The 20,784-nt window shown below is 59.8% G+C and carries 17 protein-coding genes and 1 tRNA gene; 5 read left to right on the forward strand and 13 right to left on the reverse strand.

The genetic code is table 11. The features are described 5' to 3' along the window. Positions 1–102: 102 nt before the first annotated feature. Positions 103–594, reverse strand: coding sequence for a ribose-5-phosphate isomerase (locus tag HMPREF2749_RS03105; RefSeq protein ID WP_005505713.1), 492 nt, complete (start codon positions 592–594; stop codon positions 103–105). Between the two features lie 372 nt (positions 595–966). Here HMPREF2749_RS03105 and pepN point away from each other — a divergent pair, with 372 nt between their 5' ends. Further along, on the forward strand, positions 967–3,516 hold the full coding sequence (gene pepN, locus HMPREF2749_RS03110; RefSeq protein WP_070593403.1) for an aminopeptidase N: 2,550 nt from the start codon (positions 967–969) through the stop codon (positions 3,514–3,516). Positions 3,517–3,791: 275 nt separating this feature from the next. Beyond that, entirely contained in the window at positions 3,792–4,949 is a 1,158-nt protein-coding gene (locus HMPREF2749_RS03115; protein ID WP_246823492.1) for an SGNH/GDSL hydrolase family protein, read from the forward strand. A gap of 143 nt (positions 4,950–5,092) precedes the next feature. On the opposite strand, the gene HMPREF2749_RS03120 is transcribed toward HMPREF2749_RS03115, so the two are convergent. Then, positions 5,093–5,698, reverse strand: coding sequence for a phosphatase domain-containing protein (locus tag HMPREF2749_RS03120; protein WP_049349092.1), 606 nt, complete (start codon positions 5,696–5,698; stop codon positions 5,093–5,095). Positions 5,699–5,973: 275 nt separating this feature from the next. Further along, positions 5,974–6,837, reverse strand: a complete 864-nt coding sequence (locus tag HMPREF2749_RS03125) for a DUF8185 domain-containing protein (protein ID WP_070593404.1) — start codon at positions 6,835–6,837, stop codon at positions 5,974–5,976. A gap of 218 nt (positions 6,838–7,055) precedes the next feature. Here HMPREF2749_RS03125 and HMPREF2749_RS03130 point away from each other — a divergent pair, with 218 nt between their 5' ends. Next, entirely contained in the window at positions 7,056–7,964 is a 909-nt protein-coding gene (locus HMPREF2749_RS03130; protein WP_049342090.1) for an acyl-CoA thioesterase, read from the forward strand. A gap of 134 nt (positions 7,965–8,098) precedes the next feature. On the opposite strand, the gene HMPREF2749_RS03135 is transcribed toward HMPREF2749_RS03130, so the two are convergent. Both HMPREF2749_RS03135 and ettA read right to left on the reverse strand, forming a co-directional pair. After that, positions 8,099–8,674: an HdeD family acid-resistance protein gene (locus tag HMPREF2749_RS03135; RefSeq protein ID WP_141747357.1), complete on the reverse strand. Its 576-nt coding sequence runs from the start codon at positions 8,672–8,674 to the stop codon at positions 8,099–8,101. Positions 8,675–8,964: 290 nt separating this feature from the next. Next, entirely contained in the window at positions 8,965–10,644 is a 1,680-nt protein-coding gene (ettA, locus tag HMPREF2749_RS03140; RefSeq protein ID WP_049345637.1) for an energy-dependent translational throttle protein EttA, read from the reverse strand. 93 nt (positions 10,645–10,737) lie between these two features. Between ettA and HMPREF2749_RS03145 the strand changes: the two genes are divergently transcribed. Then, positions 10,738–11,154 carry an MmcQ/YjbR family DNA-binding protein gene (locus HMPREF2749_RS03145; protein ID WP_070593405.1) on the forward strand — a complete coding sequence of 139 codons (417 nt, stop codon included), beginning with the start codon at positions 10,738–10,740 and terminating at the stop codon, positions 11,152–11,154. A 698-nt stretch (positions 11,155–11,852) separates the two neighbouring features. On the opposite strand, the gene HMPREF2749_RS03150 is transcribed toward HMPREF2749_RS03145, so the two are convergent. From HMPREF2749_RS03150 to ffh, 8 genes are all read right to left on the reverse strand, one after another. Further along, positions 11,853–12,140, reverse strand: coding sequence for an antibiotic biosynthesis monooxygenase family protein (locus HMPREF2749_RS03150; protein WP_012903365.1), 288 nt, complete (start codon positions 12,138–12,140; stop codon positions 11,853–11,855). A gap of 209 nt (positions 12,141–12,349) precedes the next feature. Then, the gene (gene trmD / locus HMPREF2749_RS03155) at positions 12,350–13,312 is read right to left on the reverse strand and encodes a tRNA (guanosine(37)-N1)-methyltransferase TrmD (protein WP_070593406.1); all 963 of its coding nucleotides are present in this window, start codon (positions 13,310–13,312) and stop codon (positions 12,350–12,352) included. A gap of 3 nt (positions 13,313–13,315) precedes the next feature. Continuing rightward, a complete protein-coding gene (rimM, locus tag HMPREF2749_RS03160; RefSeq protein ID WP_005505693.1) occupies positions 13,316–13,978 on the reverse strand; it encodes a ribosome maturation factor RimM in 663 nt (220 codons plus the stop codon). A gap of 274 nt (positions 13,979–14,252) precedes the next feature. Continuing rightward, positions 14,253–14,498: an RNA-binding protein gene (locus HMPREF2749_RS03165; RefSeq protein WP_005505691.1), complete on the reverse strand. Its 246-nt coding sequence runs from the start codon at positions 14,496–14,498 to the stop codon at positions 14,253–14,255. A gap of 2 nt (positions 14,499–14,500) precedes the next feature. Continuing rightward, positions 14,501–14,923, reverse strand: a complete 423-nt coding sequence (rpsP, locus tag HMPREF2749_RS03170; protein WP_049342092.1) for a 30S ribosomal protein S16 — start codon at positions 14,921–14,923, stop codon at positions 14,501–14,503. Between the two features lie 332 nt (positions 14,924–15,255). Beyond that, positions 15,256–15,744, reverse strand: a complete 489-nt coding sequence (locus tag HMPREF2749_RS03175; protein ID WP_005505687.1) for an NUDIX domain-containing protein — start codon at positions 15,742–15,744, stop codon at positions 15,256–15,258. Positions 15,745–15,756: 12 nt separating this feature from the next. Continuing rightward, positions 15,757–18,600 (reverse strand): hypothetical protein, encoded by a 2,844-nt coding sequence (locus HMPREF2749_RS03180; protein WP_070593407.1) that lies wholly within the window; start codon positions 18,598–18,600, stop codon positions 15,757–15,759. Between the two features lie 118 nt (positions 18,601–18,718). Beyond that, the gene (ffh, locus tag HMPREF2749_RS03185; protein ID WP_070593408.1) at positions 18,719–20,299 is read right to left on the reverse strand and encodes a signal recognition particle protein; all 1,581 of its coding nucleotides are present in this window, start codon (positions 20,297–20,299) and stop codon (positions 18,719–18,721) included. Positions 20,300–20,659: 360 nt separating this feature from the next. Here ffh and HMPREF2749_RS03190 point away from each other — a divergent pair. Further along, positions 20,660–20,742, forward strand: a tRNA-Leu gene (locus tag HMPREF2749_RS03190). The last annotated feature ends 42 nt before the right edge of the window (positions 20,743–20,784 follow it).

A 20,784-nucleotide genomic window follows, 5' to 3' on the forward strand; every position in this document is an offset into this window, starting at 1 on the left:
TTCTCCTCGAAAACTTGTCGGCTAGAATATAGTGCGGATTATATGGGGTGCAGAGACGACTGAGGCGCATAGCCTGCACTATGCGCCTCATATTTTTAGAGCTTAGGCAGCGTCAATCTGCTTGCCGGCAATGTCGCCGGTCTGCTCGTACTCAGCCAGCTGACCGATACGGCGTGCGTGACGCTCCTCGTTGGTCCAGGGGGTAGCCAGGAAGACCTTGATGATTTCCAGTGCTTCTTCCTTGCTGTGCTGGCGGCCGCCCACAGCTACAACCTGTGCGTTGTTGTGCTCACGAGCCAGTGCCGCGGTGTCGTGGTTCCATGCCAGAGCCGCACGGATACCATCAACCTTGTTCGCAGCCATCTGCTCGCCGTTGCCGCTACCGCCCAGCACAATACCCAGGGAGTCCAGACCAGCCTCGCGGTCACGCTTCACGCCAAGGGCTGCGTTAATGCAGAACGAAGGGTAGTCGTCCAGCGGGTCGTAGTCAGCAGGGCCGTGGTCAATCATCTCGTAGCCCGCAGCGGTGAGGGACTCAATCAGGTAGTGGCTCAGTTCGAGGCCAGCGTGGTCGGTTGCGATGTGTACGCGCATGGTACTCTCCTGGTGATTTGGTGTGACGTGCGTTTGTGCGTTCGTGGGAGGCGCCGGTTCTCAGTTCTGAGCGCCGTTGCTAGAGTGCGCCGCGCATCCATCAGGTGGGATACGCTCCCCGTTTGGGTTTTTTCTGTCTTAACTGTATCGAATTCGCGCGGGTTCGGGTAATGGGGAGCCTTCCAGATCCCCAGCTATACGGTAGACTGTGGGGTATGGCACTTTTTGGTGTCCCGATTCGCCGTGCCCAAACTTGAACGCCTCCAGCGCTACATATGCAGCGTCGCAGGAGCCGCGCACCTCGGGAACCAGCGCACCATGACAGGGCGTGTCACCACGGCACGCTATTCACATCTAAGGAGAGGGAGCTGTATGCCCGGCCTGAACCTAACCCGCAACGAGGCAATCGAACGCGCATCCATTATTAAGCGCGTGCACTCGTACCGTATTGAACTTGACCTGCCGAAGGACAAAGACGTCTTCTCCTCGAAGGTTGAGATTCGCTTCGACGCTCAGGAAGGTGCCTCCACCTTCATTGACGCCATCACCTCCTCGGTCAAGTCCATTAACCTCAACGGCGAAGAGCTGAGCACCGACCTGGCGGACGGCGAGCGCATCCAGCTGCCGAACCTTGCTGCTGAGAACACCCTGGTCATTGACGCAGAGATGTTCTACACCAACACCGGTGAGGGTCTGCACCGTTTCGTGGACCCCGCCGACGGCGAAGTGTACCTGTACTCCCAGTTTGAGGTGCCGGACTCCCGCCGCGTGTTCCCCGTCTTTGAGCAGCCCGACCTGAAGGCTGAGTTCGAGTTTATTGTGCGCGTTCCCTCGCACTGGGTGGTTGTGTCTAACCAGCCCGAGGTGAAGGTTGAGGAGAAGGAGTGCGGTTGCGGCCGTGCGAAGACTTGGTTCTTCAAGCCGACCCCGCGCATGTCTTCGTACATTACCGCGATTGTGGCTGGCCCCTACGAGAAGGTCACCAGCGAGCTGACTAACTCTGAGGGTCGCGTGATTCCGCTGGGTGTGTACGCTCGTAAGTCCCTCATGCCGTTTGTGGATGCTGAGGACATGTTTGAGCTGACCCGTCAGGGCTTCGAGTTCTACGAGGAGCAGTTCAAGACCCCGTACCCGTTCGAGAAGTACGATCAGCTGTTCGTGCCCGAGTTCAACGCCGGTGCGATGGAAAACGCTGGCTGCGTGACCTACCTGGAGACTTACGTCTTCCGCTCCAAGGTTGCGGAGGCTCTGCGTGAGCGCCGCGCTATCACCGTTCTGCACGAGCTGGCTCACATGTGGTTCGGCGACCTGGTCACCATGAAGTGGTGGAACGACCTGTGGCTGAACGAGTCCTTCGCTGAGTTCATGTCGACCCTGGCTGCTGCGGAGAACACCCGCTACGCGAAGGAGGCGTGGGCTACCTTCGCCGCATCGGAGAAGACCTGGGCGTACCGTCAGGATCAGCTGTCTTCGACCCACCCGATTGTGGCTGAGATCCGTGACCTTGCCGACGTTCAGGTGAACTTCGACGGCATCACCTATGCGAAGGGCGCTTCGGTGCTGCGTCAGATGGTGGCGTGGGTTGGCCAGGAGAACTTCATGGCCGCTCTGAAGGTGTACTTCGACAAGCACAGCTGGGGCAACACCGTTCTGGACGACCTGCTGGTTGAGCTGGAGCGCACCTCCGGCCGTGACGTGCGTGCGTGGAGCGCTAAGTGGCTTGAGACCGCTGGTGTTAACACTCTCGCCGTTGAGATTGAGAACGACGAGGCGGGCAACATCTCTTCGCTGGGTATTCGCCAGTCCTACGCTGAGGGCTTCGAGACTCTGCGCCCGCACCGTGCGGTAATTGGTTTCTACAACCTGGTGGACGGTAAGCTGACCCGCACCGACCGCATCGAGCTGGACATTGACGGCGAGCTGACCGTGGTTGAGGAGGCTATCGGCAAGAAGCGCCCCGACCTGCTGCTGCTGAACGATGAGGACCTGGCGTACGCTAAGATTCGCCTGGATGAGCGTTCCATCGAGACCGCTATCAAGCACCTGGGCGACATTGATTCGTCCGTGGCTCGCGGCGTGGTCTGGGGTTCGCTCTGGGATACTGTGCGTGACGCTCAGATGCCGGCACGTAAGTACGTTGACCTGGTGCTGAACAACATCGGTAAGGAGACCAACTCCACCGCTCTGCGCACCCAGATCAACAACCTGTCCGCTACTCTGCACTCCTTCGTGGCTCCTGAGGCTCGCGAGGAGACCCGCCACCGTGCCGCTGACCGTCTGTGGGAGCTGGCATGCGTTGCAGAGCCCGACTCGGATGCTCAGCTGCAGCTGCTGCAGGCGTTCATCAACCAGACCCGCACCGAGGAGCAGTACGACAACGTGCAGCGTCTCTTCGAGGGTGAGCTGACCCTTGAGGGCCTGGATATTGACGCTGACCTGCGTTGGAACCTGGTGTGCCGCCTGGCTACCGGTGGCCGTTTCTCCGCCGAGCAGATTGCTGCGGAGCTGGAGAACGACAACACCGCGAACGGTCAGCAGTACGCCGCTCAGGCATACGCGTCGATTCCGACCGCGGAGGCTAAGGCTGAGTACTGGAACAAGATCATGGTGACCGGCGAGCTGTCGAACATGATTCAGCGTTACGCTATTTCCGGTTTCAAGTCCGGCAAGCCCGAGCTGATTGCCCAGTACAATGAGCCGTACTTCGAGCAGATTGAGGGTATTTGGCGTTCGCGTTCGCACGAGATTTCCATGCAGATTATTGGTGGCATGTACCCGAGCGAGCCGACCGCTGAGCTGCTGGAGCGTACCGAGGCGTACCTGGCATCTCTGCCTGAGGATGCTGCGGCTCTGTACCGTCAGATTGCGGAGGCACGCGACGGCGTGGCTCGTGCGCTGAAGGTTCAGGCGGCTGACATTTAACAATGCTTGTGAGCTGAGGCGGGTTCGCCACCTGCTCTCATGGGTTTTTGCTCATAGGTTTTTATTCGTCCCCTTCTACCCCGATTCGGGGTGGGAGGGGACGTTTCTATATGGGGGGTATGCCGGTTCTATTTTGAGTTGCGCCCCAAGTCGCACACCGGTTTGCATACCGAGTCTAAAATATTGTCACTGCGGTGCATATTTTTTGTTATTTTCATTTGAATATCCCTCAAAAGCTCTCTACTTGGGGTTGCGCCTATCGTATACTGTTGTGCATGCCTTCTATCAAGTCTCCTATCGCGAAAGTTTCTCTGACCGGCACAATCCTTGCTGTGGTTGCCGCCGGTTCCTTTGGCATGTACTCCGCAGGAGGCTTCACCGCACCCGGTAGCACCGCCGCTACCGCTGCTACGGGCGCCGAGCCTACCCAGTCGGCCCAGGAAAGCCCCAGCGAGTCCCCCTCCCCCGAGCCGACTCCGGAACCGACCACCCCGGCGCAGAAGATGGAACGCACCGCGCAGAACGCCTTCGGCAAGGAGGGTGCGCAGGCAACCGGTGAGATTCAGGCGCCGTTCCCCGCCTCCGCTGATGCCGCCGACATGCTGGTTCAGCAGTTCAAGGGTGGCGTGGTCATGTACACCCCCAAGTACGGTCCGGTTGCGGTGGAATCCGGCGTCTACGAGCACTGGTGGAAGCAGCGTGGGTACAGCGACTTTGCCGGTTGGGAGGGTCTGCCGGTGAGCTGGCGATCCAAGAAGGGCGTTCTGTACACCAAGTTTGAGAAGGCTGAACTCTACTGGGATAAGGCGAACGGTCTGCCGCGTAACACCAATGTTCTTGGCGCTAAGGATGCCCTGGTGATTGGTGACTCGCAGGTGACCGCAACCTCCTGGGTTGGTTTGGGTCTGAAGCAGGCTGGTTTCGTCCCGTACCTGTTCCGTTGCGGCGGCATCGGTTTTGTGACTGCCCGCGAGGGTGTGTGCCCCTCCTACTATCAGGGTGTGATGGGTGGCCGTTGGGCTCTGCCGAGCGGTAACCCCGGCGTGATTTACCTGGACGCCTCCGGCAATGACATTTACATTCACGAGGATGAGACGAAGGCGCGCGAGCACGTGAACGCTCACCAGACTCAGGTCATTGAGCAGCTGCGACGTATGTACCCGTCGTCGAAGATTGTGTTCGGTGGTGTGGTGTCTATGGATGAGGCGTCTGCACCGGATAAGCAGGTGGCGCATAAGCGTCACGTGGCAAACGAGGTGGCAAGGCAGGGTGCCCGCGAGACCGGCGTGCTGTTCATGGACACCTCGGGCTGGCAGAGCCTCTACCTGGCTGAGGGTGACATGGCTGATGGCGTGCATCTGAAGGAGAAGGCGCACCATAAGCTGGCGGGCCCCTTTGCGACTCGTCTGCGTGAACTGCTCGGCACCGCGTAAACTAACTGTGTAATCAGCCGAGTACATCAGCTTCGATCAACGCATATAGCATTAGAATGAGGCGCCGGGAGGATTGAATCCTTCCGGCGCCTCATTCGTTTGAGTGGGTTACCCACCGCAGCTCTCAAGTTGGTGTGCGGGTTTTATGCCGCGACGTTTGCCTGGCGTTCCTTCGCCTCGGCCTTCTGGTGTGCGAGCACGCCCTCCGCAAGGCGACGCTTCTGACGCTCACGAGCGGCTTCCTTCTCACGCTGCTCGGCAGCCCAGGCGACCGGGTCAATGTCGATCGACTCGTAGTGCCATTCGCCAATGTAGTCGCGAATCGGGGCGACCCAGGTGACGGGAATGCCGCGGCGCAGGTACACCTCGTGGTCGGTGTCTTCAAAAGCGTGGATAATGCGGTTGCCGTCAGCAATCAGGGACTCAATGACGGAGTCCTTCCATGCGGGGCTGTTGGAGCCGTCGTTGCCGGGCTTAGCGAACACGTGCTTGGGTTCCAGACCTGCGCGGGCGATGAACTGGTTCAATTCCTTCATGTAGGTGCCATCGCGGCCGGTAATTACTACGACCTCTGCGCCGGTGTCTGCCGCGATTTCGCGAACACGGTCGGCAACTTCAACATTGACCGTGGCGTTGCGGATGGCCTTGAAGAATCGGCGGTTGCTTGCGAAGAAACCGGTCAGGTACTTGTCCATCTGATCTCGGTTGCTGGCAAGGGTACCGTCAATGTCGACTGCAATCAGATCCATATAGGTCTCACTTTCGATCCGTACGGGAAGAATGCGCCTGGTGAGGGCGCGGCGGAAGAGTTCCCGTGCGGTGTGGCTGGTAATCGGTGTGTCAAAGACGCCCCGGTGAAAGGGCGTAGTCTCTCTAGAATACCCTATTTTTGTAAAGTAATGCCTCATCGAGCGTCATATTAAGCTCGTCATCTTTATTTCATTGCCCCTAGAAAAACCGCTGGTGGCGCAGGCTAAGAGCCCACACCACCAGCGTAAAAAGTCTAGAAATGTCTCGAGGAAAGTTAGAGCAGCGAACCGGAACCGCGGCGCACCAGCACCATACCGGCGGGCGCCACAATGCGCAGCCACTCCTCCGAACCTACGTGCGCAGCGAACAGCGGCAGATCGCCCGTGAAGCCTTCCGGGATGAAACCGAACACGCGCAGGGCGAATGCCGCGCCGGTCGGTACTAGCACGGTATCGAACTCGGGTAGGTACTCGAGCACCATGTCGGAGGACCAAATACGCGAGCGCACCGTGGAAAGCACAGCGGCACCGGGGTTCTCGGGCAGGGCGCGTTCTACCGCCTCCAGGCCTTCTGCGGTGGCGCGGTGGAATTCTTCAACCGGGACGGCACCAACCTCGTACCAGCCGCTGAGCGGGGCTGACTTGCCAGCCCAGCTGGCGTTGACGGTCACCGGCGGCATGAACAGCACCAGCTGCGGGTTCTCTTCGTTGACCTGTTCTTCTGCCTGCTTCTGCAGACGCGCCAGGCGGTCCAGCAGCGCCTGCGCCTGTACGGTCATGTCCAGGGTGGAGTCAGCCAACAGGTGCAGGGCGCGCAGACCCATGATGACCGGGGTGTCTGAGGAGGCGTCCTCCGGCTCCAGGGAGCAGGCGAATACCGCCACCACGCGGCCGCGCGCGGTCAGGCGGATAGCCGCATCCGGGTTGACCGCCAGAGCACGAGAAATGTAGGTGGCAAGATCCTTGACGACTGCGGCACCCTGGGCACCGCCGGGCAGAATCAGGTAGGGCTCCTCCACGCCTTCGTGGGGGTTGTACTTGAGCTCAATAGGTGCTGCCGCGTTCGGTGCGCTGTTCTGTTCGGGAGCGTTCTCCTGCACGGGGGTATTGTCAGGGGTGGTTTCAGACGGCGTAGTCATTTCTGCTCCTTTTCGGCGTTGGCCTGCTCGGTGGCAAGTTGGTGGGTGATATATGCGATGGTGTGTTAGGGGAACGTTCCGGATTGTTCATCCAGATCGATAATCCGGGCCGTTGTTCCTAGTCAATGTTCCGAATCAACCTGTCGTGGTTGTCTCAGAGTATGCTCTCCCACTCTACGCCAGAAACCGGCTCATTGAAAACGTGCGAGAATAAAACCATGACCAAGCCCACTGTGACCCAAAACCTCATGCGGATGCTGGACCTCTCCCCCGTGGAGGCGGCGCCCGCCTCCTTCGGTAGTGATGAAGTGTCTACCGGCGTGACGCTCACCCGCGAGCAGCCGCGTACTTTCGGTGGTCAGGTTCTTGCCCAGTCGATTATTGCCGCCGACCGCACGGTGGAGGGCAAGGACATCCACTCGATTCACGCCTATTTTCTGCGTCCCGGCGATATTGAGCGTGAACTGTTCTTCGCCACTCAGCGCCTGAACGATAGCCGTTCCTTCTCGACCCGCCGCGTGCAGGTGTTCCAGGATGAGGCGCCCATGTTCTCTGCAATTATGTCTTTCCAGGCGGATAGCCGCGGCCCGGAGCACACCGCGGTCACCATGCCGGAGGTTCCGGACCCCGAGTCCCTTCCGAAGGTCAGCGATTATCTGGGCCAGCTCCCCCACCCCATTGCACAGGCGGTAGCGTGGGAACGTCCGATTGATATGCGCCACGTGGATGCGCCCCTGTACACTCAGCCGGATGCCTCCTCGACACAGCCGCGTGCCTGCGTGTGGTTCAAGACCTTTGACCGCCTGGTGCATGCTGATGGTTCTGAGGCGTCGGAGGCGGAGCACCGCGCCGCTATCGCCTACGCTTCGGATTACCTGCCGCTGGAGCCTGCTCTGCGTCGTCACGGCAAGTTCTGGCTGGAACCGGGCCTCAAGAGCGCCTCGCTGGATCACGCGATGTGGTTCCACCGCCCGGCGCGCGCCGACGAGTGGCTGCTGTACGTGCTGGATTCCCCGAGCGCGCAGGGCGGCAGGATGCTCGCGCAGGGTTCGATTTTCAATCGTTCCGGTGAGCTGGTGGCGACCGTGGCGCAGGAAATGATGTTCCGCCTGCCGGAATATCGATAAAGCAGAGCACCGCTAGGACTACCGGAAGGCGTCAGGCGAACCTGGCAGAGCATACAGAAAGACCGTGTGAGGTGGTTGTCTCACACGGTCTTTCTTATGTTCTAGTGTACGGTCTAGAAGCCGTTTGGAAGCTCTTATTTAGCTTCGCCGTCAATCACACCGTCCGGGGAAATGTGCACGGTGCTCTTGGTGCGGCGGGAAACAAAGAAGTCACCCACGAATACCAGACCGGTCACCAGAAGACCCAGTGCTGCCATCCATACTGCCGCCACGCCGTAGATTATCGGGAACAGCACCACGAGCAAGCCCAGAATAAGGGTACCAATAGCAGAGAGCTGCAGGTGGCGTCCGGCGGCGTAGCTCAGGTATTTCATGCCCTGGGCAGTCATCAGACGAATCAGCGCCCACATAATCATCCACGTACCCACAATGGTCGGGATGAAGGTTGCCTGTGCACCCACCGAGGCAGTCAGCAGAATCAGGCCAGCCACCACGGTCAAGATGCCGTCAACCAGGTCCCAGCCGGTACGTGCCTGCTTTGGCGTGCCGAAGTAACGTACCAGTTCAAACACGCCACCAAGCCACACCGAAATGGAGAACACATAACCCAGAACTACCAGCGGAATAGCGGGATTGGCGAACATGTAGATTGCCGCTGCAATCAGCAACAGACCGGTAACCAAGGACATCCAGTTATATTTTGAAAGCATAATGCTCTTCTCTTCGTAATCACATGTGTCAGTTGTACTTACGCACATACCCATTATAAACCGTAAATATGAAGTCCGCCACGATATATCGGTCGCCACTGAGCGAACTATTTCTACCGGCGAACACGCGACCCTCCCCTCGCCAGCACATACAGCAGCCAACGCGCGCAGCATCCAGTACACACAGCGCGTACGGCATCCAGCGCATATGGCATCTAGCGGGCACAGCAAAGCCCCGCCTCCCCACGCTTCAACAGCGCAGGAGGCGGGGCTCGCTACCGAACTAAACCCTATCGGGTCAGCTTGCGGTGCACCACGCGGTGCGGCTTGGCGGCCTCGGGGCCGAGGCGCTCAATCTTGTTCTTCTCGTAGGACTCGAAGTTACCCTCGAACCAGTACCACTGATCCGGGTTCTCGTCGGTGCCCTCCCACGCCAGGATATGGGTTGCCACGCGGTCCAGGAACCAACGGTCGTGAGAGACGACCACGGCGCAGCCGGGGAATTCCAGCAGCGCATTTTCCAGGGATGCGAGGGTCTCAACGTCCAGGTCGTTAGTGGGCTCATCGAGCAGCAGCAGGTTACCACCCTGCTTGAGGGTCAGCGCCAGGTTCAGGCGGTTGCGCTCACCACCGGAGAGCACACCCGCCTTCTTCTGCTGGTCCGGGCCCTTGAAGCCGAACGCGGAAACGTACGCACGCGAAGGCATTTCAACGTTGCCGACCTGGATGTAGTCCAGACCGTCAGAGACGACCTCCCAGAGGCTCTTCTCCGGGTCGATGTTCGCGCGGTTCTGGTCAACGTACGAGATCTTCACGGTCTCGCCGACCTTCAGCTCGCCGCCGTCGAGGGGCTCCAGGCCAACGATGGTCTTGAACAGGGTGGACTTACCCACACCGTTAGGACCAATCACACCGACAATGCCGTTACGGGGCAGGGAGAAGGACAGGCCGTTAATCAGGGAACGGCCGTCGAAGCCCTTCTGCAGGTTCTCAGCCTCAATAACGACGTTACCCAGGCGGGGTCCCGGAGGAATCTGAATCTCTTCGAAGTCAAGCTTGCGGGTCTTCTCAGCCTCCGCAGCCATCTCCTCGTAGCGTGCCAGACGAGCCTTCGACTTAGCCTGGCGGCCCTTAGCGTTGGAGCGGACCCAGTCCAGTTCCTCGCTCAGGCGCTTAGCGAGCTTAGCGTCCTTCTTGCCCTGAACTTCGAGGCGGGCGCGCTTCTTCTCCAGGTAGGTGGAGTAGTTACCCTCGTAGGGGTACAGGTTACCGCGGTCAACCTCGGCGATCCATTCTGCCACGTGGTCGAGGAAGTAACGGTCGTGGGTAATCGCGATGACGGCACCTTCGTAGGACTGCAGGTGCTGCTCCAGCCAGAGCACGGACTCTGCGTCCAGGTGGTTAGTGGGCTCGTCGAGCAGCAGCAGGTCGGGCTTCTGCAGCAGCAGCTTGCACAGTGCCACGCGGCGGCGCTCACCACCGGAGAGGTGGGTGACGGGCATGTCAGCGGGCGGGCAGCGCAGCGCCTCCATTGCCTGCTCCAGCTGGGAGTCGAGGTCCCATGCGTTAGCGGCGTCGATAGCTTCCTGCAGCTGACCCATTTCTTCCATGAGGGCGTCGAAGTCAGCGTCGGGCTCAGCCATGAGGGCGGAGATTTCGTTGAAGCGGTCCAGCTTGGACTTGATTTCGCCCACGCCTTCTTCAACGTTGCCCAGAACGGTCTTCTCTTCGTTCAGCGGCGGCTCCTGCAGGAGGATGCCCACGGTGTAGCCTGCGGTCAGGCGCGCCTCACCGTTGGAGGGCTGGTCGAGGCCAGCCATGATCTTCAGGATGGTCGACTTACCCGCACCGTTCGGACCAACCATACCGATCTTGGCGCCGGGGAAGAACGACATCGTCACGTCGTTAAGGATGACCTTGTCGCCCACAGTCTTGCGGGCCTTGATCATCTGATAAATAAATTCAGCCATAGTTACCTATTTTAGCGTGGATTTGCCGGGCAGTACGAGAGTTTTAGGTTGCGTGCTAGGCGGGGTACCGTGCGGGGCACTAGACTCGAAGCTATGAGCACAAACCCCTCCCCCAAACTTCTGCGACCCGAGAACCTGGAGCAGACCCTGCACCGCCTCGCGCTCGCCATGCCTCTGGCAACCTCCGACCAGCCGTTCGGGCCCGAGCACACGGTGTACCGCATCGGCGGCAAGATGTTCGCCATGTACACGGAGGGTATCGGCTACCCCATCGTGAACCTCAAAACCGACCCGGAAGAATCCGAGGTGCTGCGGCGCATCTACCCGAGTATCATCCCGGCATGGCACATGAATAAGAGGCACTGGATTTCCGTGGGTGCCGGTGAGGGTGTCACCGAGCGGGTGCTAGAAGAGCTGGTCGAGGATGCGTACCTGCGCGTCATGTATTCGTTACCCAAGGCGAAGCGACCCATCGAGTTCCGCGAGCGCCCGGTACCCGAAAAGCACTAGGCTAAAACCACCAGGTGGGAATAATCCGCCAGAATTTTCGTCATTAAATAGCGGAGCGGGTGAGCCTCGGTCCGGACCACCGAATCGCTCACCCGCTAAGCAAAGCACTTTTCTATCCGCGACTGGGAGGGTCATCAACCACGATGAACGCTCGAACCACCAAGCTCCCATCCCATATATTGCGGGGTCCAGTACCATGCACCACTTGTGTGAATACGTGATAGTTGAGTCGGCTCCCCTGCCAGACCTTCCTATGCAGAGGAGGTACTCACACGGGTGCGCTGAATATTCCCTTGAGTGACTCGGCTGTCTCATGCGATGTAGCCGAGAGGGGATCGCTGTCCTCGCCCGAACTACCGGCACGGACGAAGTGTGCTCTCGGGAACAATAATAACCTTTTTGCATTAAAGTGTCACTTTCGGATTGAAGGATATAGAGGGCATTTATTGACCATAATTCAGGTGTTTTATAGCGCCGAACCCACATATCCAATAACCACGAAATACCTGCAGATTTTATGCCCCGAAAAATCAAGGAGGGGCCACGCTGACCCTTCCTTATACCGCCTCCACATGGGCTAATACCCACTTAAAGCAATATTCAGAAAAGTCAGTGCGACCCCTCACTATATGAGATAAATTCTTTATCTCACATGGGCTTCAGCCATAAATCCGGTCAGACGCAGACAAACACAGATGTTAGTCGTCGAACTCCACCTTCTCGAAGCTCATGGTGCCATCAGCGTGAGAGACAACAGTATTCGGGTCACGCTCACGACGAGCCGCCGCGTACGCATCGTGGCTTGCCTCATCAACCCAGCGGGTCACCACAAAGTAGTCGCCGCCCTCATCCAGGGGGCGCCACAGCTCAAAACCCTCAAAGCCGGGGAAAGAGTCAGCGATGTGGCGGGCAGCTGCGAAGCGCTTCTCCAGCTCAGCCTGGTTGTCGCCAACGACAGCAAGACGGTGAACCTTAACAACGGACATGTGTCCTCCTTCTGTTGAGTACGTGCTTTCAACGATGAAAGCGTATTACCACCTCGCGCCACCTATAGATAGGCTATGTTCTTAGCGAGGTTACCCTCAGAATAACGGTTCACGGGCACAAAAAATAGGGGTCAGCGCCAACTAACAGTTATATGACGCTAACCCCCATTCAGAGGATTACGAGGCGCTCGCGAGCGCCTATTCGAGGCCTAGGAATTTGCCTCGGGCTGGGCGGTATCGGGCTGAGTAGATTCACCCTGAGGTGCGGTATCCGCCTGAGCGGCGGTATCAGCCTGCACTGCGGGGCTCTTCTTTGCTTTCTTCTGAGCCGCCTTCGGCGGGTTCGCAAAATGCACCCCGCGCTCAGCCAAGAAACGGCGGTCCTTCTTATCCCACTGCTCCACCGGGTACGCCTCCAACAGGTCCGGGCGGCGCTCCAGGGTGCGCTCAATCTGACGGTCACGACGCCAACGCGCAATCGCACCGTGATTACCCGACAGCAGCACCTCCGGCACCTCACGGTCACGCCACACGGCGGGCTTCGTGTACACCGGGTACTCCAGCAGACCGCCCGTGTGCGACTCCTCCTCCAGGGAGGCGGGGTTACCCATCGCGCCCGGAATCAGGCGGGTGATAGCCTCAATCATCGCCATGACCGCGACCTCGCCACCGTAGAGCACGTAATCGCCCAGGGACACGGGCATCACGCGGAAGCTCTCCTGCGCCCAGTCCAGCACACGCTCGTCAATGCCCTCGTAGCGCGCCGGAGCGAAGACAATATGCTTCTCCTCCGCCAGCTCATACGCCATCGCCTGATCGAAAACGGCACCCGCCGGGGACGGGACAATCAGCAGCGGGCGGGTATCAGCGGCGGGTTCGGCGGGCCCAGTGCCCTCAGACTCGGCACCCTCAGACGCATCTTCGGTAGCGGCGTTTAGCGGGGAGGCGGCAAGCACCTCATCCAGCGCCAAACCCCACGGCTCCGCCTTCATCACCATGCCCGCGCCACCGCCGTACGGAGTGTCATCCACCGTGCGGTGACGGTCAAACGTGTACTCACGCAAATCATGCAGGTGCAGATCCACCAGACCCTTCTCGCGTGCCTTACCCAGCAGGGACAGCTTCAGCGGCTCCAGATACTCGGGGAAAATCGTGACCACATCGTAGCGCACGGACTACTCCCCCGCCTGCTCGGTCGCCTGCGCAGAATCCTGCTCAGCGTCCTCGACCAGGTCAATCAAACCCGCCGGAGGGGTCAGCAGCACAAAGCCGGGCTCATCCTCGGTCGAGGGAACCACCTCGGGCACAATCTCCTCAACAAAAGGAATCATGATCTCTTCACCCGCGCCGGAGGCAAGACGCGGCGAACGAGCCAGCTTAATCAGCAACAAATCCTGAACCGGCATGGTCTGCAGACCGGTCACCTTACCCAGCGGCTTACCCACAGCCGGGTTATCCACGGGGCTCTCACCCTCGGGAACGTCCGCCAGCAGGTACACGGGCAGGTTCACCAGCTCCTGCTCGTAGAAGCCCTCTTCATCGCCCTCATCCTCGGGAACCTCGTAAACCAGGCGGCTACCGCGCAGCTCCTCAGCCTGATTGCGGGTAGTCACCTCATCAAAACGGACCACCAGAATCTTCTTGTTCCAGCGGGCACCGGCAACCGTCAGCTCACCGGTAGGCGCCACCGAAGCGGCAGCAGAGCCGGGCTTAAAATTCTCGATACCGAGCACCTCGCCGCGGGCAAAACGCTCCTGCGGGGCATCAGTAAAGAGCTGAACCGTCACCTCACCACGAATACCGTGAGGCTTACCGATACGAGCCACCACAACCTGCATAATTTTCCTCCGCTGGATACAAGCTAAAAACCTACGCCGTGCACGTGCACGGCTCCCACTATTCTACCGGGCACTTAGGACGGGCGCATTCTGCCGTCTCTCTGCTGCCTCTCCCCCGCCTCCACGGCGGCCGGAGCGAGCGCTCGCACGGATAACTCATGCTGATAACTCGCACTGATAACTCACGCAGATAACTCAGACCGAGAAATCGGGTACGCGAAAGCCCCCGCCTTCCGGAAAAATTCCGGGAGCGGGGGCTTCAAGCGTTTACGAGCTAGCGTCGCTTTTTGTCGGTGTCGATAATGTCGATACGCATCGGCTCACCATCAGAAATAGCGTCCATCACCAGACGGATGCTCTTGGCGGTACGACCAGACCTGCCGATAACTCGGCCCAGGTCATCCGGATGCACGCGAACCTCAAGGGTTTCACGGTGACGCTGAGTGCGCAGGCGCACCTTCACGTCCTCCGGACGATCGACAATCCCTCGAACCAGGTGTTCGAGTGCGTCAGCCAACATAATTACTCAGCTGCTTCCTCAGCCTCAGCCTCGGGTGCTGCTTCCTCAGCAACCTCTTCAGCCTTCTCAGCCTTGGGGGTGATAGCCTCGGGCAGGATCACGGAACCCTTTTCGGGAACAACGAACTCAGCCTTAGCCTCGACGGGCAGAACCTTGGACTCTGCCTTCTCGCCCTTGAATGCAGCCCAGTCGCCCGAGAGCTTCAGCAGAGCCAGAACCTGCTCGGTCGGCTGTGCGCCGACGGAGAGCCAGTACTGAGCACGCTCAGAGTTGATCTCGATACGCGAGGGGTGCTCGGTCGGGTGGTAAATACCGATCTCTTCGATGGTCTTACCGTCGCGCTTGACGCGCGAATCAGCGATCACGACGCGGTAACGAGGATCGCGGATCTTACCCATACGCTTGAGACGAATCTTAACAGCCACTTTAGTGGTTACTCCTGTTTCATAATTTGGTGCGAGGCACACGGTTCAGCACCCGTGGGGCGGGCCATTCACGGCGCCTCTATGGACACAACGGCGCGCGAAGAGAGGGGTCGCGCGTCGCCGGGTACTCAGCTAGGGTATCAGAGCCCAAGATTTTAAGCTAGCGACACGGAAAAATAATTGCTCAAGGCACCGAACATCACTTTTAAACAGCGTTCTGTTCCCGTGATGTGCCCGGCTGTGCCCGGTCACTCGGCTGTTACTCGGCTCAAATAGCTGCCCCGGCGCCCTCACCGATGAGCTCTAGTCGAGGTTGCTAGGAATTGATGTGGCTAGGAGTCGAGGTTGCTCATCTCCAGAGTCTCCCCCGTCTCCAGGGCGCGGTAGCACTCACGCAGACGCTCCACCATCGACGGACGTACGTAGCCTTCCAGGTTCTCCGGAGCAACCCACTCATAGGTCACCAGCTCAGCATCCTGCAGGGTAATCTTCGTATCCGCCGCAATCACGCCGCCGTCATACATGTAGTAGGTCGAATCGCCCCACACACCCAGCGACAAGCCGTGGAAAATCAGCAACACACGACCCAGCTTCACATCCAGGCCCAACTCCTCCACAATCTCACGCTCACAACCGGGCTTGGGCGCCTCGCCAGCCTCCACGGTGCCGCCGGGAAGAATCCAGCCGTCCTTATAGTTCGGCTTCACCAGCAGCATCTCGCCGCGCTCATTACGAATCAGCGCGCCCGCCGCCAAACGGCGCGTAGGCAGGGTCGCGATAAAAGCCTTCAGCTCTTCATCGCTCAGATAGGAATCCTTCATGGCTTCTTTCCTTTAGCGGTCGGTTTTCTTCGCAGCGCGCTGCCTGATGCTACGCACTATACCCAGGGCACGCTCACGCAGTCCAGAGGGTGCTTGCTCCGTGGACGGGGCGGCCTCCTCCACCGTGCGGTAGTGACCCTCGCGTAGGTCATCAATCAGAGTGCGCTTCTTGGTCGAGGGCTGCTCCCCTGCGGTGTCACCCGGATGCACCAGCTCAGCATCCGCAACCGGGCGGGCATGCTTCTTCCGCTGCATCTCGTCGAAAGAATGCAGAATCGTCGGAATCAGAGCCGTCTCAACCGTGGCATTCAGCGCAAAGAGTGCGGCAGCCACCGAGAACTTACGGCTCGCCTTACCCTGCGCACGGCGGCGGCGCGCCACATTCGCCAAGGTCAGGGCAATAGCGCTCTGAGCCGTCACATCCGCGCCCAGGACAAGACCCACGCGGCGGGTCTTCGCACGAATCTGCTCCGGGGTCAGGCGCTTGCGGCGCGAACGAGGCGCGGGGCCCTGAGTGGATGAACTCTGCGGTGCGGGGCCCTGGGATGCCGGTGCCTGATGCTCGGTATTCTGCGATGCGTTCGGCGCAGGTTCGTCGCCCGCCGCGGCATCAGATTGTGCACCCTCAGCCGAGGTCGCCTCAGCCTGCGATGCGGAAGACTGGCTGGAGTACGGTGCGAGGGCAGCCCTCAAATGGGCAAGAACAGCTTCTTCTTCCTCCGGGGTGAAATTCCTGCCCCCCGTAGGCTGCGCATCGTCCTTCTCGAAATCGCGGTCCTGCTCATAGGGACCCTCGAAGTCATCAAACGCCTCGGCGTCCAGGAAGTCTTCTTCCTCATCAAGAGCGTCTTCCGGGAAAGACATATGAGTGTACTCGAAAGGAATATGGCCTTCGCTAATGGCGTCCATCCACTCGGCGAGGGTCACGCGGCGGCCGGTCGCAACCAGTCGGTAGCTACGCTCCATGGGCGAGGGGAAGTTACCCGGGTAGGGCTCAATCTCCTCGTCATCTTCGAAGGAATCGTCCTCTACGGGGGTGCTCTCGGAGAAAGTAGCCTCGGCAGCGGAGTCATCCAGCGGGAAGGTAACGTCCAGTGCTTCAGAAGTCTGCGCTTCATCAGCAGGTTCAGCCGCAGGCTGCGCGAAGCCCTCATCCTCATTGCCGAAGATGCGCGCCGTGCTAATCGACGCCACATCAAAACCGGTGGTCGGCACCAGCGCCAGCTCGGTAGGAACGTCCAGTAGCTGCAGCACCGACTCCAGCGCCAGGATATTGCTCGTATCGCGCAGGTACGCGTTCAGGCGGCGGCCGGTAATGGAATCAGCCTCCACACCAAACATCGCCATGACATTAGCGATACCCTGCTCGATTTCATCCTCATCAGAACCGAAAATCTTCGAACCCGCCAGCTCCGGGGCGCTACCGGGAAGCTCCGAGAGCAGGTCCTCCAGCACGCCGCCAAAACGTGCGACTTCCTCGCGGCTGAGGGCACGGTTCAGGCGCTTAGGCACACGCTGCCAGGTGAACTCTTCCACGATATTCTCGTAGGGTTCACCGAACGCCTCCAGGTACCATTCCTCATCCGAGTAGGGTTCGCGGTCGGGCTCCTCATAGACCACCAGGTGCTGCTGGTTCGCGTTACCCTCAGCAATCAGGGCGTTGCAGTTCAGCAGGCCCAGCAGCGCCATCAGGTCCACCGGGTCGGCAGAAATGAGGGTCCATTCCCCCGCCGGCGCGGCAACAACCTGCCGAGTACCGGCAGGAAGGTACGCCAAAAGAAGCCCCGTAATCATGTCAATGGGCAGGTCAACGAGCATCGCGACGTCACCATCCACCAGGAACTCCAGCTCACCCTGCCCACCGGGCAGATCCTCCCACACGGTCGCCTCACCCTCGAGGGCGGCACCGGTAACCGGCAGCTGATCCACCAGCTGCGCCACGTAATCCTCAACGGGGGTACCCAGGTGCAGATGGCCGTCAGCGACCTCCAGCACGTTCATGTAGCCCTCATCATCCACGGCGCACAGCACGTAGAGCTGCACCTGATGCTCACCCATCTCGTAGGCAATCAGCTCTGGGGAGGCGGCGGTCGCCTCAATGAGGGCGGCAATCAGCTCCTCATCGGTAGTGGAACGAGCCATGATGCGGCGGCGCTGAATCTTCTCCTCCAGCTCCATGGTCTGCTCGATGCGCTCATTGCGCTGCTTCTCGGCGGTGCGCTCCTCGTCCTGGGCGCGCAGGTACTCGGGGCTATCCGATTCGCCGGTTCCGGCAGGTGCGGGGGCCTCATCCCACATGCCGGTGAGCTTATCGACGGTCCACTCTTCGTTCTCAAGGGCTGCAGCGAGGCGGTCGACCTTCGTGCGGTCGTTCCAGGCGCGCTGCTTATCGGGGTCTTCCGCCTTCACCTCATCGTGCATGCTGCGGGCTTCACGAATGAGGTTCAGGATGGTTGCGGCAACGTCGTCAACGGCGGGGTCGTCACTCTCGCTGGAGTAGACGAGGTCGCCCGCCAGTTCGGCGGAGTGCTCCCCGTACTCGAGGGCGATACGCGCCCAGACGGGGATGTACCCGGGAAGGCTGCTCGAATCATTATCGAAGCCGTCCGCAAAGTCGTCCGAAGCGCCGTCCACAAAGTCGCCCGAAAGGTCGTCTTCGCTACCCTCTGCGGGAGCATCGGAGAAGCCCAGCGAGCCCTCCTCAGCTACAGGCTCAGCTACAGACTCAACTGCAGACTCGCCGGCAGGGTCCTCTACAGCATCATCAGCGAAGGCGCGCTGAGACCACGGCGTGACCTGCTCATTCAGCTGATCATCCGCGTTCTCTCGATTCCAATTCTGCTCGTTCTGAGCCATTGATACCTTCCCTTCACACACCCGTTCATATGCCCAAACCGGGCACCATACCGGTACGGGTGCGCCCCGTAACCACGTGCGCACCCGTACCACCCCTTACCGGGGCTCATATTTGCTCTTACTGCAGGAACTTCTCGAAGCCCTTCGGCAGGTTCATGCTGGACAGATCCATCTCCTGGTTCTGAGCCTGCTGACCGAATGCAGCACCGGCGCGAGCCTGCTGCGCCTTAGCTGCTGCCGCCTCCTGCGCCGCACGCTTCTGCGGGTTGCCGGAGCGAGCCTTCTTCTTCTTGTTGTTGTTCTTCGCGTTTTTACGAGCGCCACCGGCCGCAGCTGCCATACCGGGCATCTGCATACCACCGGGCATGCCGGGCATCTTGCCCGAAGCGAGCTTCTTCATCATCTTCTGAGCCTGAGCGAAACGCTCCATCAGCTGGTTCACCTCAGACACGGTCACACCCGCACCCTTAGCGATACGGGCACGGCGAGAACCGTTAATGATGCGCGGAGCCACGCGCTCGTGCGGGGTCATGGAGCGAACAATCGCCTCCACGCGGTCAATCTCGCGCTCGTCAAAGGCCTCGAGCTGCTGACGCATCTGAGCCGCGCCGGGCATCATCATGAGCAGCTTCTTCATGGAGCCGAGCTTACGAATCTGCTGCATCTGAGCCAGGAAGTCCTCAAAAGTGAAGTCTTCCTGATCGATGAACTTCTTCGCCATGCGGTCGGCCTCAGCCTTATCCCACTGAGCTTCGGCCTGCTCAATCAGAGTCAGGATGTCACCCATGTCCAGGATGCGGCTTGCCATACGGTCCGGGTGGAACTGCTCAAAGTCAGTGACGTTCTCACCGGTGGACGCGAACATAATCGGCTTGCCGGTCACCGAAGCCACCGACAGTGCCGCACCACCGCGGGCGTCACCATCCAGCTTGGACAGGACCACACCGGTGAAGTCCACACCCTCGTTGAAGGCGTTAGCGGTGTTCACGGCGTCCTGACCGATCATCGCGTCGATGACGAACAGAACTTCGTGCGGCTCAATCGCGTCACGAATATCGCGCGCCTGCTGCATGAGCTCAGCGTCAACACCCAGACGACCCGCAGTATCGACAATGACCACGTCGTGCAGCTTAGCACGCGCCTCAGCCACACCGTCACGTGCCACCTGCACGGGATCACCGGTGGGTACGTCAAACTCGCTGGTCACACCGGGGTGCGGCGCATACACGGGCACGCCCGCACGCTCACCAACGACCTTCAGCTGGGTCACCGCGTTGGGGCGCTGCAGGTCGGATGCAATCAGCATCGGGGTGTGGCCCTGACCCTTCAGCCAGTGAGCCAGCTTGCCCGCCAGGGTGGTCTTACCGGCACCCTGCAGACCCGCCAGCATGATGATGGTCGGGCCGCTCTTCGCCATGTTGATGCGGCGGGTCGAACCGCCGAGGATGCTCACCAGCTCCTCGTTCACGATCTTGACGATCTGCTGGGAGGGGTTCAGCGCCTCGGAAACTTCCGCACCGAGAGCGCGTTCCTTCACGTGGGCGGTAAATTCGCGGACCACGGGGACGGCGACGTCAGCGTCGAGCAGGGCGCGGCGGATTTCGCGGACGGTTGCATCAATGTCTGCCTCGGAGAGGCGGCCCTTGCCGCGCAGGTTCTTAAAAGTTGCCGTCAAGCGGTCGGAGAGAGAATTGAACACGAGCCGTGATCACTTTCTTAACGTTGAGGTGGCCCCCAGCCGCGAAGGCGAACGGGGATGGTTAGTCAGTCTTTAAGGATACAGGATGCGCGCTTTCTCTCCCGCCTCCACCTGTGGATAAGTGGCGCCGGTTCACCCTGAGCTCAGGATTTACGCCCAGGATTTATACTCAACGTCCCCTCCCGCGCCCCTCAGCAAATGCGCGGCAGGTTCCAGACTTACCCCCTCATAGAGGCACAGCAGAAACCCTCAGTAGATGTTCCGCACCCCGCCTCAGCCTGCTCAACACGTCAGATAGATTAGATTTTCTAGACAGCCTGGGTTAGAATTCTAAAGGTGTTACGCACAAATGCGTGATACGCCCGAGTGGCGGAATTGGCAGACGCGCCTGACTCAAAATCAGGTTCTTCGGAGTGTGGGTTCGAGTCCCACCTCGGGCACCAACGCAAAAGCGGCGGGAAAGTTTGAAGCTTTCCCGCCGCTTT

Origin of the sequence: Rothia sp. HMSC075F09 (assembly GCF_001810515.1) — a bacterium.
Taxonomy (GTDB): Bacteria; Actinomycetota; Actinomycetes; order Actinomycetales; family Micrococcaceae; genus Rothia.

Excerpts from the sequence above, each read along its gene's own strand:
- HMPREF2749_RS03125 (WP_070593404.1), bottom strand. The coding sequence starts at position 6,837 with ATGACTACGCCGTCTGAAACCACCCCTGACAATACCCCCGTGCAGGAG.
- HMPREF2749_RS03180 (WP_070593407.1), bottom strand. The coding sequence starts at position 18,600 with ATGGCTCAGAACGAGCAGAATTGGAATCGAGAGAACGCGGATGATCAG.
- HMPREF2749_RS03150 (WP_012903365.1), bottom strand. The coding sequence starts at position 12,140 with ATGTCCGTTGTTAAGGTTCACCGTCTTGCTGTCGTTGGCGACAACCAG.
- HMPREF2749_RS03145 (WP_070593405.1), top strand. The coding sequence starts at position 10,738 with ATGAGCACAAACCCCTCCCCCAAACTTCTGCGACCCGAGAACCTGGAG.
- HMPREF2749_RS03165 (WP_005505691.1), bottom strand. The coding sequence starts at position 14,498 with ATGTTGGCTGACGCACTCGAACACCTGGTTCGAGGGATTGTCGATCGT.
- HMPREF2749_RS03105 (WP_005505713.1), bottom strand. The coding sequence starts at position 594 with ATGCGCGTACACATCGCAACCGACCACGCTGGCCTCGAACTGAGCCAC.
- HMPREF2749_RS03120 (WP_049349092.1), bottom strand. The coding sequence starts at position 5,698 with ATGGATCTGATTGCAGTCGACATTGACGGTACCCTTGCCAGCAACCGA.
- HMPREF2749_RS03135 (WP_141747357.1), bottom strand. The coding sequence starts at position 8,674 with ATGCTTTCAAAATATAACTGGATGTCCTTGGTTACCGGTCTGTTGCTG.
- ettA (WP_049345637.1), bottom strand. The coding sequence starts at position 10,644 with ATGGCTGAATTTATTTATCAGATGATCAAGGCCCGCAAGACTGTGGGC.
- HMPREF2749_RS03115 (WP_246823492.1), top strand. The coding sequence starts at position 3,792 with ATGCCTTCTATCAAGTCTCCTATCGCGAAAGTTTCTCTGACCGGCACA.
- HMPREF2749_RS03130 (WP_049342090.1), top strand. The coding sequence starts at position 7,056 with ATGACCAAGCCCACTGTGACCCAAAACCTCATGCGGATGCTGGACCTC.
- rimM (WP_005505693.1), bottom strand. The coding sequence starts at position 13,978 with ATGCAGGTTGTGGTGGCTCGTATCGGTAAGCCTCACGGTATTCGTGGT.
- HMPREF2749_RS03175 (WP_005505687.1), bottom strand. The coding sequence starts at position 15,744 with ATGAAGGATTCCTATCTGAGCGATGAAGAGCTGAAGGCTTTTATCGCG.
- pepN (WP_070593403.1), top strand. The coding sequence starts at position 967 with ATGCCCGGCCTGAACCTAACCCGCAACGAGGCAATCGAACGCGCATCC.